General features: G+C 53.6%; 11 protein-coding genes. All 11 read right to left on the reverse strand.

Features of this window, described 5'->3' with window-relative positions:
- Positions 1 to 57: 57 nt before the first annotated feature.
- The 11 genes from ACOOGA_RS00190 to aspS all read right to left on the reverse strand — a co-directional run bounded on the left by ACOOGA_RS00190 (position 58) and on the right by aspS (position 12,328).
- Positions 58 to 810 (reverse strand): ABC transporter permease, encoded by a 753-nt coding sequence (locus ACOOGA_RS00190; protein WP_417460764.1) that lies wholly within the window; start codon positions 808 to 810, stop codon positions 58 to 60.
- Positions 807 to 1,526: an ABC transporter ATP-binding protein gene (locus tag ACOOGA_RS00195; protein ID WP_417460765.1), complete on the reverse strand. Its 720-nt coding sequence runs from the start codon at positions 1,524 to 1,526 to the stop codon at positions 807 to 809. Before ACOOGA_RS00195 ends, ACOOGA_RS00190 begins: the two co-directional genes overlap by 4 nt.
- Positions 1,526 to 2,491: an ABC transporter substrate-binding protein gene (locus tag ACOOGA_RS00200; protein WP_420429279.1), complete on the reverse strand. Its 966-nt coding sequence runs from the start codon at positions 2,489 to 2,491 to the stop codon at positions 1,526 to 1,528. Before ACOOGA_RS00200 ends, ACOOGA_RS00195 begins: the two co-directional genes overlap by 1 nt.
- Positions 2,492 to 2,544: 53 nt before the next feature.
- Positions 2,545 to 3,990: a ribosome biogenesis GTPase Der gene (der, locus tag ACOOGA_RS00205; protein ID WP_417460767.1), complete on the reverse strand. Its 1,446-nt coding sequence runs from the start codon at positions 3,988 to 3,990 to the stop codon at positions 2,545 to 2,547.
- 40 nt (positions 3,991 to 4,030) lie between these two features.
- The gene (locus tag ACOOGA_RS00210; RefSeq protein ID WP_420429281.1) at positions 4,031 to 5,362 is read right to left on the reverse strand and encodes a PQQ-binding-like beta-propeller repeat protein; all 1,332 of its coding nucleotides are present in this window, start codon (positions 5,360 to 5,362) and stop codon (positions 4,031 to 4,033) included.
- A 14-nt stretch (positions 5,363 to 5,376) separates the two neighbouring features.
- Positions 5,377 to 6,126: a tetratricopeptide repeat protein gene (locus ACOOGA_RS00215; protein WP_417460769.1), complete on the reverse strand. Its 750-nt coding sequence runs from the start codon at positions 6,124 to 6,126 to the stop codon at positions 5,377 to 5,379.
- 221 nt (positions 6,127 to 6,347) lie between these two features.
- Entirely contained in the window at positions 6,348 to 7,304 is a 957-nt protein-coding gene (locus tag ACOOGA_RS00220; protein ID WP_417460770.1) for a hypothetical protein, read from the reverse strand.
- A 69-nt stretch (positions 7,305 to 7,373) separates the two neighbouring features.
- Positions 7,374 to 8,225, reverse strand: coding sequence for a 3-methyl-2-oxobutanoate hydroxymethyltransferase (panB, locus tag ACOOGA_RS00225; protein WP_417460771.1), 852 nt, complete (start codon positions 8,223 to 8,225; stop codon positions 7,374 to 7,376).
- Between the two features lie 122 nt (positions 8,226 to 8,347).
- Positions 8,348 to 8,737, reverse strand: coding sequence for a hypothetical protein (locus ACOOGA_RS00230; protein WP_417460772.1), 390 nt, complete (start codon positions 8,735 to 8,737; stop codon positions 8,348 to 8,350).
- 164 nt (positions 8,738 to 8,901) lie between these two features.
- Entirely contained in the window at positions 8,902 to 10,449 is a 1,548-nt protein-coding gene (gene guaA, locus ACOOGA_RS00235) for a glutamine-hydrolyzing GMP synthase (RefSeq protein ID WP_417460784.1), read from the reverse strand.
- A 94-nt stretch (positions 10,450 to 10,543) separates the two neighbouring features.
- On the reverse strand, positions 10,544 to 12,328 hold the full coding sequence (gene aspS, locus ACOOGA_RS00240; protein WP_417460785.1) for an aspartate--tRNA ligase: 1,785 nt from the start codon (positions 12,326 to 12,328) through the stop codon (positions 10,544 to 10,546).
- Positions 12,329 to 12,353 lie beyond the last annotated feature (25 nt).

Here is a 12,353-nt window from a genome sequence, read left to right on the forward strand (position 1 = left end):
TCAAATGGCAATATGCCGCACGCCAAAACGTTTCAGCTGTAGCCACGAAGCCATCTTTTACTGCCGGTACCTAAGCACCCAACGCTCCAGCGCCACAAAACTATAGAAGATTGCCACACCGAGAAGACTCAAGAGAATAAGACCCGCGAACATCTTCTCAACCTGCAGGCGGTTTCCGGCTTCCAGGATGCGCCACGCCAGCCCAGTTGCACCACCCGATCCGGCCACAAATTCAGCCACTACAGCGCCAATCAGTGCAAAGCCACCACTTACCTTGAGGCTGGCCAGAAGATAGGGCATGGCCGTTGGCCACAACAGCCGCCAGAAACGTTGCCAGCGGCTGGCGCCGTATAACTTGAAAAGGTCACTAAGGTGTGGGTCTACCGCTCTCAGGCCCGCAGACATATTTGCCAGAATCGGAAAGAAGGCCGCAAGCCATGCAATGATGATCAAGGCGCGCTCAACATGGTCTATGCCCACCCAGATCAGCACCAGCGGCGCGATCGAGACGATAGGCGTTACCTGTAATACCACGGCGTAAGGGTAGACGGTCATCTCGAGCGTCCGGCTCAGGCTGAAGGCCAGCGCCAGCAACACACCGCTGATAACCGCGCCGGCCAACGCCAACAGCGTTACCTTCAGTGTCGCCGTTGCAGCCCAAAAGAAGGTAGTGAAATTGTCCACCAGCGCCACGAGCACGTCCCACGGCGCGGGCAGGATAAATTTGGGCACATTGCCCAGCACGACCGTGAAATGCCAAAACAGAAGGATTACGGCTAAAGCAACCAGCGGCAGAAGTATCTTCTTCATCGCCTCGTCTCCAGCAGTTTGGATATTTCGCTCACAGCCACGCTGAATTCCTTGGAGCTGCGCTGATCGAATGAAGGCCTGCTTCTATCAAGTTTTGGTTTAACTTCACCTGATAATCGACCATTTTTCATTACAAAAACACGGTCAGATAGATACGCTGCTTCATAAACGCTGTGGGTCACGAATATTGCCGCCCAGCCCTGCTTCCTACGCAGCTTCAACAGCATTTCATTCATCTGGAAACGCAATATCTCATCAAGGGCTGCGAAGGGCTCATCCAGAAGCAACAGCTCAGGCTTTGCCACAAGCGCGCGGGCGATAGATACCCGCATGCGCTGCCCACCTGACAGTTTATGCGGAAAGCGGTCCCCGTATCCCTTCAGGCCCACGGTCTCCAGCAACTGCAGAGCGAGTTCATGATCTTGATCGCCCTTCAGACTGAGGGGCAGGAGAATGTTATCTTCAACCGTCGCCCACGGCATTAGCGCCGCATCTTGGAATACAAACGCGAGATGCTTTTGACCGTGTGGCCACGTCACGCTTCCGGACTGAGCATTCAGCAGGCCTGCAACCAGCCTGAGCACGGTTGATTTTCCGCAGCCACTTGGTCCAAGAAGCGAGACAATCTCGCCCTGCCCCAAGGTGAAGGAAAGGTCACGCACCACGTGCGCCGGGTCGTCAGGATAAGCGAAGTTGAGAGCGTCAACCGCCAGCATCAGCGCTTGCCTTCATTGGGCAGGAACTCCAGCGTATAGGCATCTTTTACATTAACACCTTTAGATACGATATCGAGCGCAGACATCTCGTCATAAAACTGCTTCCAGCGTGCGTCTGTCATGCCACCTACTTGCTCACGGGGGCCGAGCATATTGTTCTGCTTCATGGCCTCAATTGCATATGCAATCAGCTCGGGCGTCATCTCATCATTATCTTTGAGGATCAAGGCATTACCTGGCGCGGGGTCACCCCAGATGTAGTCCTGCCAACCCAGGATGCTGGCTTCAACAAAAGCCTGTACAGTGGCGCGGTTCTTTTCCAGATAATCTGTGCGCACCATCACCATACCCGCGTACCCGGGATAGCCAGCATCCGCAAACAGGAATATCTTCGGCACAACACCCGCCTGCCCCGCCGTATAGGGTTCCGATGAGAGATATCCCTCCTGCACCGTATTTTTGTTCACGAGCCACGGCGCCAACGAATATGTATATTTTCTGACCTGACTATCCTCGAAGCCAAACCGGGCCTGCAACCAGGGCCAGAAGGTAGCAACTGCGCTATCAGAGATGAATACTGGCATACCCTTGAGCTCAGCCACATTGGTGGCCTTAACGTCCGGGTGAATCATCAGTATTTGCGGGTCTTTCTGGAAAGACGTCATCACCGCCTTCACCTCAGCGCCCGCAGCGATCAGGTTTAGCGGCTGAAAATTATTGGATGCAATAGCAATCTCAAGGGCGCCAGCCGCCATAAGGCGAGGGTTATCTGTCTGCGGACCACCGGGCCTGATAGCTACCTTCAGGCCGCGCTCAGCATAATAACCCTTTGCCAATGCTTGATAAAAACCACCGTGTTCAGCTTGCGCTTTCCAGTCGGTGGCAAAGGTTATAGAGCTCTCATCCGCAAACACGGTAGCGTTCACGAAGGCCAAACCCAAAAGTCCCCAGAGAATATGTTTCATAACGCATGATAATAATGCGCAATTAGCCCACGTCAAAACAAAGAGAACGCAGGCTATCTCTTTTTGCGCCTGCTCTCATAGGGGTTCTTCCCCTTCTTGAGCAAGATACGGATTGGCGCGCCGGGCAGGTCAAAATCCCGCCGAAGCTCGTTTTCCAGATAGCGCTTGTAACTGTCCGGCAGGTCATCCGGGCGGTTACAGAACATCAAAAAGGTCGGTGGACGAGTTTTGATCTGCGCGCCATAACGGATTTTGATCCGGCGGCCAGCAACAGACGGTGCGGGGTGTTTCTCCAGCGTATCGGTAAGCCACTGGTTGAAGGCGGATGTGGGAATGCGTGCATTCCAGATTTCATAGGCTTCAGCCACAGCGGGCATCATCTTGTGAATACCAGCCTCAGTAAGCGCTGAGAAATTAACAACCTTAACGCCCTTAAGCTGTGGCAGGCTGCGGGTTAATGCGTCTTTAAGTTGGCGTTGTGTCTCAAGCCGGTCATCAACCGCATCCCACTTGTTGAGAGCTATAATGAGCGCACGGCCTTCGTCAACCACCTTCTCGGCGATCTTGAGGTCTTGTTTCTCAATACCTACCTCTGCATCCAGCAGCAGAACAACTACTTCCGCGAACTGAACGGCCCGAAGTGTGTCAGCCACGGAGAGCTTCTCTAGCTTCTCGGTGACGCGCGCACGCCTGCGAAGTCCAGCCGTATCAAACAGCTTGACGGGAAGCCCGTCCCATTCCCAATCAACCGCAATCGAATCCCGCGTCAGCCCCGCTTCAGGGCCGGTGATCAAGCGGTCTTCACCAACAAGAGCGTTGATGAGAGTTGATTTGCCGGCGTTCGGACGGCCGACGATAGCGAGCCTCAGAGGCCTGATTTCTTCGGTTTCATCTTCAGGGTCGGTGAACTCATAGTCCATATCCCCTTCTTCCGGACCACTATCAGCACCGCGCTGCCGGTCGGCAGATCCGTCATTCTCGCCCTCATAGGGGTCAATGCCCTGTTCTTTAAGCGCCTCGACAATCGCGGCATATAGTTCACCCAGGCCTTCGCCATGTTCAGCTGATAGGCCAATCGGCTCACCAAGACCAAGGCTGTATGCTTCATAGATATTATCGATTACCGCGTTGCCTTCGCATTTGTTGGCCGCGAGGATCACCGGCTTGTTGCCGCGCCGAAGCCACAAGGCAAAATGCTCGTCCATGCTGGTTACACCGGCACGCGCATCATAAAGCATCAGCGCAATGTCTGCTTCCTTGAGCGCTTGTTCGGTCTGGCGGCGCATCCGGTCAGGAAGCGAGCCCACTTCGCCCTCTTCAAGCCCAGCAGTGTCGATAATTTCGAACTCAAGGTCTGCAATACGGCCGTCAGCATGCCTGCGGTCGCGTGTCACGCCAGGCGTGTCGTCAACAATGGCAATTTTTTTACCAACCAGACGGTTGAACAACGTCGATTTCCCAACGTTGGGACGACCAACAATGGCAATTGTAAAGCCCATGACTTTTTCTTTCAGCTTGGCCTAAAGGGTGCTGGTTGCCTTAGCGGTAAGCAACCAGTTCACCGGAATCTGTCAGCACGATAAAGGTGCCGTCCACAACAATTGGGGCCACAGAACTACCCGCTGGCAGTTCAACACCGCTCAGCACTTCACCCGTATAGGGTGAAAGGCTTAGCGCATACCCATGTGAACTGGTTACCAGAAGGCGGTCTCCCGCCAGTACCGGGCCGTTCCACTTGATAAGGTCCCTGCGCTTCTCCTGGTCCATGAAGCGCTGGAGCTGGCTTACCCAGCGCACGCGCCCATCCCCAAGGGATACAGCAACAACTTGGCTGTCAATCGTGGTCACAAAAGCAAAATCACCCGCAACCCACGGCATATTAACGCCAGCAATATCTGCTTCCCATGAGCGTTCACCGGTCCGCATATCAATCGCGACCATGCTACCTGCGTGGCTGACAGCATATACCTTACCGCGATCGATCACGGGCTCACCGTCAATATCCGAAAGTGTCGCAAGCGGCGTCAGGCGGCGGGAGGACGAAAGCGCATCCTGCCACAGGATACGCCCGTTTGCTCCGCGAAGGGCGATCAACTCACCGGAAGAAAGGGCTGCGACAAGGGCTGTGCCATCAAACGCCGGTGTAGCAGCGCCAAGCATGCCGGCAGTTTCCGCAATACCAACCTGATCCCAAATTGGGGAACCATCATTGGCGTTAAACGCCAGCATCTGGTTGTCGTGGGTGATCGCAAAAACACGGTTACCGCTCGCCGTCGGCGCCCCTCTGAACGGAACAACGCCCTTATAGCGCCACAGTTCGCGTCCGCTTGCAGCATCAAGCGCCACAAGGAAACCATAGCCAGAGGTTACAAACAGCTTACCACCGGAGAACGCCGCGCCGCCACCAAAGCCGACATCGCTGCGCTCATCATTGTCATCAAGCTTGTTGTTCCAGATCTCGCGGCCGTCAGAGAGGGATACTGCTGTAACACCACCCTTAACATCAACCGCGTACACACGTCCCTCTGCAGCAACAGGGCCAGAAATCATACGTTCATACTTGTCGTTGCCAGCGCCAATTTTGCGGCGCCAAGCGACAGAAAGTGTATCTCCGAGTGCCAGATGCTGCACGCGGTGTGAGGCGTTGCCGCCCACAATCGCCCAGTTACCGTTGCGGTAAGGCCTTGGAAGCACGATAGATAGGCCAGAAATCGCGCTATCAGCGCTGAGTGTCTGGGTAGAGCTCAGGATTGGAATACGCTCCCTGCCCTCATCATCATATTTGTTGCGTGGCTTTTTACTATTCCCGCTACAAGCAGCAAGTGCCACCGTCAAAGCGAGCAGTATGCCGTTGCGAAGTGTCGTGTTCATACCTGCGGGCGATTTCAATGCGCCTCTCCTTCTTCTGCACTATCTTCGTCAGCGACACTTTCGCCTTCCGGTGTAACTTCTACCGTTGGTGAAGCAGCAGCCTGCTGAGCTTCAACAAAGTTGCGGAACTGTGAAGCGCGAGCCTGAATACTTTGCGGGGTTTCTGCGTCGTCAGCCAACAGCGTGAACTTATTCAGCGCAGCGTCCAGATCACCGGCCTGCAGGTCAAGCAGCGCCAATTGCTCTTGCGCTGAAAAATACCAGGCTTTGCCTTTAACTGCGATCGTTGAAAGCTGGCCACGAGCGGCATCTGCATCTTCAAGCTTTCCAGCCAAAAGCATGCCTGCCTGAAGTGTCGCAAAGTCGCGCATGGCGGGCTCTGCTTTACTGTCTGCGGCAAGGGTTTCATAGGCTGTGAGCGCACGCGGGTAGTCACCCGCCGTGATCGCAGCGCTTGCAAGGTGGAGCCTCGCAGGCACGCCGTAACCGGAACCCAGTTCAGGAAGCGCCGCTTCCCAGATAGCCAGCGCATCCGCGCCTTCTTCAAGTGATGCTTCTCGCGCTGCCTCGAAAGCGGTTGAATACGCACTTTCAACAGATTTAACGTAGGCTTTATAGCCCTCGTTACCTGCTACAAGCACAACAATACCCACAGCAATACCAATCAGGTATTTGCCGTATGCTTTCCAAAGATTAAGCATGCGCTCACGGCGCACCTCATCATCGACTTCCTGCGTGAGAAGATCGGAATTCAGGTCCGACACACTATACTCCCCAGACAAAGCCGCCTCTCATACACCTGGAGGCGGCACCTATTAATACAATTAACCGCGAACACGTGCCCGCGAATTGGTCGCTACAATACCTAAAGCATCCCTGAGACGCAAACCCAGAAAGCACTATTTACCAGAGCACCGGATTATGGTTATTTTTCGGCAGATAGATACTGCTCAAACTTGACATCGCCCATAGCATCACTTGGCATTCAGAAGATACTTTTTACGCGCTCGTTAAACGCCAGAAGCCTTTCAAGTTCACGCTCTCGAGAATAGGCCTTCCTCACCCGCGCGACGCCCTCATGAAACGCAGCAGAGGCCGTGGACCCGTCATCCACATAGTCAGTTGCTGCAAGGACCTGTTTAACAAATGATTTGAAATCACCATTCAGGACCTCTTTGAACACCGGAGGTTCAAAGTACTCCTTACCAGCTTCGCCAGTATAGCCAACCACAACATTACCACACAGCGCGGCCTCAAGCGGAGGCAACCCCACCCCCTCCATCGCAGAGAACGAAAGAAAAATGGAACTCTGGGCCAGCTTTCCGGCGACCCCGTTTTCCGTCAAGCCGTCAACGGGCTGAAGCTTCCACTCGCTCGGCATGTGTTCCTTCAGGAAGAACTCAACCAAAGAACTATGTTGGGTGAGACGCCGGGGCATATAGCTAATGAGCTTTTTTTTGCGTACACCCGCATCGCTAAAGATATTGCCGACGCTCAGTTGTACCCTAACAATTTTCTCAGCCGCAAGCGTCGGGAATGCCAATTTGATCATCGAGGAAGTATCGTCAGAGATAGACAGTATAAGATCAGCGGCCTCATAGACCTCTCGCAACTGATCATAGTTCTGAGGGTCGTACCCTTGTGAAAACAAATAACCATTCTGGACAAAAACAGCAAAGCGGGCCTTTTGGGCCATGCACTGACGACCTGAGGTGGCAACCCAAGCTTCCGGCACTACAAAAAAATCATTTTTCTTGTCGAAGCCGGGCTCCCTCTTAATGGGTGCATTATGATCAAACCACGTGCATGAAAAGTCTGGGTTGGAGGGATGAAAGACTTGGCAATCAATACCTTGACCCGCCAATAACTCTGCATGCCTATAGATTACTTTTACGCCACCAATGGTTTTTTCGGTCGCTGGCGCAAGATAGACGATTGCCATAAATAGACTACCTGTTCGAAAATGGACCCAGTGAAGCCAATCTGGCAAACGTAAAGCATAGCGAGCGAGTTAACTGTTCGCACCGCGCATCTTGTAAGTGTGTTCCTCACCCGGGAAAGCACGACTGCGAACTTCGCGCGCATACGAGCCAATGGCTTCTTCAATGTCGTGACCAATCTCCGCAAAACGCTTAACAAACTTGGGGTTAATGGCAAACAGGCCAAGCATATCCTCAGTAACGAGGATTTGCCCGTCACATGCGTTCGATGCACCAATTCCTATCACAGGCACGGGAACTTCTGCAGTTACCTTACGCGCAAGCGGCTCCGCGACACCCTCCAGAACGACTGAGAAGGCGCCTGCTTCTGCAATCGCTTTTGCATCATCAATGATGGGCTGCCATTCGTCGACCGAGCGGCCACGCGCGCCATATCCACCATTTGTATTCACAGATTGTGGCATGAGACCAACGTGACCAAGCACCGGAATGCCGCGATGGGTGAGGAAACGAACCGTTTCGGCCATCTCAACACCGCCTTCAAGCTTCACAGCACCCGCGCCGGTTTCCGATAAAACGCGAGCGGCATTCCTGAACGCCTGCTCTTTTGATTCCTCATAGGAGCCGAATGGCATATCGATTACAACAAGCGCTTGTTTTGCGCCGCGGCATACTGCCCGACCATGACGAATCATGGTTTCCAGATCAACCGCGAGCGTACTTTCCAGCCCATAGAGCACCATACCAACACTGTCACCAACCAGAAGGAGGTCGCAGTGTTTATCAAGCCGCGCCGCCATTGGTGTAATATAGGCTGTTAGGCACACAACGGGCGTGCCACCTTTGCGTCCGGCAATATTCTTGGCGGTTTGCTGGCGCTTGGGCCGCGCGTCTACGGATACGTCTTTGGGTTCTGTTGACATGGACAATCACTTTCCGGAAACATTCTATGGGATGCAGGATGTCTCCTACCTAACGGTATCAAGTTAACCTACCTTACCTACATATTGGCTTCCACAATCAAAAGTCCAGCGAAAGCCAGCGATCATTTTACCCTATTCAGGCTCACGGTATAAGATTGTGCTTCACCATTTTCGTCCGTCCACTCCTGTACGACAGCAATTTCATCTACAGATAGCCGCCGCCACGAGAATGAACTAGGTGCATTAATAGGTTCAAAGTGCACCGCGTCTGCTGTGATACTGGAGGCCCGCCAGTTGAACTCACCCCACGTTGAGGTGACTAAACCATCGTCAAGCGCGACGACGCTGCCGTCCGAAAACTTGGCGAATGTACTGTCCGTGGCCCTTCGAGATTGCATTTCAACGTCCGAAGGAAAGGCATATTCTTCATAGAACTCAGTACCGTCCGGGGCCTTGCCTACCCAGCGGCCCTCCAGAAACCTGATTTTTGCGAACTCTTCTTTAGTAAACATAGCTATATCCTGCGCCGTCGCGGTTACAAAGGTTGATATCAACATTATCGATAAAAGCAATAACATGCGCATGAGGCAAGCTCCTAATTTGTGGTAGAAACTACATAGCGTTCAGCCAAAGTTCAGCGCTGTGCTGGAAGACATTATGCATTTACTGCGCAGGATTATTCCCACTCAATCGTTCCGGGCGGTTTGGACGTCACGTCATAGACCACGCGGTTGATACCACGTACTTCATTGATGATGCGGGTTGCCGTGCGGCCAAGGAAATCATGTGGGAACGGGTAATAGTCTGCTGTCATGCCATCTGTGGAGGTAACAGCCCGCAGCGCACACACATGGTCATAAGTGCGGGCGTCACCCATGACACCAACCGTTTTAACCGGCAACAGAACAGCAAAAGCCTGCCAGATGGTGTCGTAAAGCCCAGCGTTTCTGATCTCTTCCAGATAAATGGCATCGGCTTTCCTGAGGATATCGGCTTTTTCGCGCGTGATCTCGCCTGGGATACGGATCGCAAGACCCGGGCCTGGGAACGGGTGGCGGCTGACAAAATCATTATGTAGCCCAAGTTCACGGCCTAACTCACGCACTTCATCCTTGAAGAGCTCTCGCAGTGGCTCCACAAGCGCCATGTTCATGCGCTCTGGCAAGCCACCCACATTATGGTGTGATTTAATGGTCACCGATGGCCCACCAATGAACGAAACTGACTCGATCACATCCGGGTAGAGCGTGCCCTGAGCGAGGAAGTCTGCGCCGCCAACAGCGCGTGCCTCTTCTTCAAACACATCGATAAAGAGTTTACCGATGGTTTTGCGTTTGGTTTCAGGGTCTGATACGCCCGCAAGCGCACCAAGGAACAGCTCAGACGCATCCCTGTGCACAAGGTTGATGTTGTAGTGCTCGCGGAACAGGCTAACGACCTGATCGCTCTCACCGTGGCGCATAAGACCATGATCAACATAAACGCAGGTAAGCTGGTCACCAATTGCTTCATGGATCAGGACTGCAACAACAGAGCTATCCACACCGCCGGATAGACCACAGATAACCTTGCCGTCGCCAACCTGGTCGCGAATTTCCTTGATCTTGGTTTCCCGGAAACTGGCCATAGTCCAGTCGCCTTTACAGCCACAGATATTCTTTACAAAATTCTGGATAAGCTGCGCGCCGTGCGGCGTGTGCACCACTTCCGGGTGGAACTGCACACCATAGAAGCGGCGCTCATCATCCGCCACAACAGCAAATGGTGCACCTTCGCTTGTCGCAACAACCTCGAAGCCTTTAGGCAGGCCGTCCACATGGTCACCATGGCTCATCCACACTTGCTCACGGTCACCAATGTTCCAGACACCATCGAACAGCGCGCATGGCTTCTTCACGTCTACAAACGCCCGACCAAACTCCTGATGGTCAGAGGATGTAACATTACCGCCAAGCTGGGCCACCATGGTTTGTTGGCCATAACAGATGCCAAGGATTGGAATGCCCATGGTGTAAATACGGTCAGGCGCACGCGGTGTATCAGCGTGCGTAACGCTCGCCGGCCCACCACCGAGAATGATACCAGCTGGGTTAAAACTGCCCAGTATCTCTGCTGCAGCATTGAAGGGAACGATTTCACAGTAAACGCCTGCTTCACGCACGCGGCGAGCAATCAGTTGTGTTACTTGTGAGCCAAAATCTAGGATGAGGATTTTATCTGTCATTCGGACGGTCTCACTATTGGTTTGGTCTTTGGGCTGGGCAGTCTACCCTGCCCCCAATGGCAAGATGGGGCCGCGCGGGCCCCATCATGGTGTTTTACTCTGTTTCTTTTTTCACCGGCTCGACGCAGCGGATGTGCAACTCTCGAAGCTGCTTCGGCGTTACCTCGCACGGCGCACCCATCATCAGGTCTTCCGCCTTCTGGTTCATCGGGAACAGGATGACCTCGCGGATGTTCGGCTCATCAGCCAGCAGCATCACCATGCGGTCAACACCCGGTGCCAAGCCACCGTGTGGAGGGGCGCCATACTTAAACGCATTCAGCATACCGCCAAACTCAGCCTCAACCGTTGCTTCATCATAGCCCGCAAGGCCAAAGGCCTTGATCATGATGTCTGGCCGGTGGTTCCGGATAGCGCCAGACGAAAGCTCGATGCCGTTACAAACAATATCATACTGGTAAGCAAGCACATCAAGCGGATCGCTGTTCTCAAGCGCTTCCATGCCGCCTTGTGGCATGGAGAACGGGTTGTGAGAGAAGTCGATACGTTTTTCGTCTTCGTTATATTCGAACATTGGGTAATCGACAATCCAGCAGAACTTGAACTCGTCATCCGCGATAAGCTCCAGGTCTTCACCAACCTTGGTACGCGCAACGCCCGCAAGCTTGGCGGCCCCTGCTTCTTTGTCACACGCAAAGAACACACCGTCATTAGCGCCCAGGCCAAGCTGTTCAACAAGCTGTGCTGTGCGCTCTTCGCCCAGGTTCTTGGCAATCGGGCCACCAGGAACGCCTTCTTTGATGTTGATATAACCAAGGCCCGCGAAACCTTCCCGTTTTGCCCAGTCATTCATGCCGTCAAAGAACTTGCGTGATTTCAGGCCCGCCTCTGGCGCCGGAATAGCGCGGACAATGGAACCGTTCTCGATCATGCCGGCGAAGATACCAAAACCAGAGCCACGGAAGATTTCCGTCACGTCCTGAATTTCAATCGGGTTCCGAAGGTCTGGTTTGTCGTTGCCGTACTTGAGCATCGATTCTTTATAAGCGATGCGCGGAAACGGCGCTTCGGTGATTTTCTTGTCGGAAAATTCCTTGAACACACCAACCAGCACAGGCTCGATCGCGTTGAAAACATCGTCTTGCGTCACGAAGCTCATTTCAACGTCGAGCTGGTAGAACTCGCCTGGGCTGCGGTCGGCACGCGCATCTTCGTCGCGGAAACAAGGTGCGATCTGGAAATACCTGTCAAAACCGGAAACCATGATCAGCTGTTTGAACTGCTGTGGCGCTTGCGGTAGCGCATAGAATTTGCCGGGATGCTGACGTGCTGGCACCAGGAAGTCACGTGCCCCCTCAGGCGAAGACGCTGTCAGGATCGGAGTCTGGAACTCGGTAAAGTTCTGATCGATCATGCGGCGACGCAGGCTGTTGATCACACCCGAGCGCAGTAGGATGTTTTTATGCAGCCGCTCGCGACGCAGGTCAAGGAACCGGTACTTGAGACGAATGTCTTCTGGATACTCGGTGTCGCCAAACACAGGCATCGGCAGATCACCAGCCGCAGACAACATTTCCATATCATCCACATAGATCTCAACGTCACCTGTTGGCAGGTCCTTGTTGACCGTTTCTTCGGTGCGTGCTTTCACACGGCCATCGATGCGGATAACACTTTCAGCGCGAACGGCTTCAGCCTCACCAAAACACTTGCTGTCCGTATCAAACACAAGCTGGGTGATACCATAATTGTCACGCAGGTCGATGAAAAGCAGACCGCCATGGTCCCGTTTGCGGTGAACCCAGCCAGAAAGCCGGACCGTATCGCCAACATTACTGTGGCGAAGCTCGTTACAGGTGTGTGAGCGATATGCGTGCATGGTATCCTACGTCTTTTTTAGTGTC

The organism is Kordiimonas sp., from assembly GCF_965216265.1.
Lineage (GTDB): Bacteria > Pseudomonadota > Alphaproteobacteria > Sphingomonadales > Kordiimonadaceae > Kordiimonas.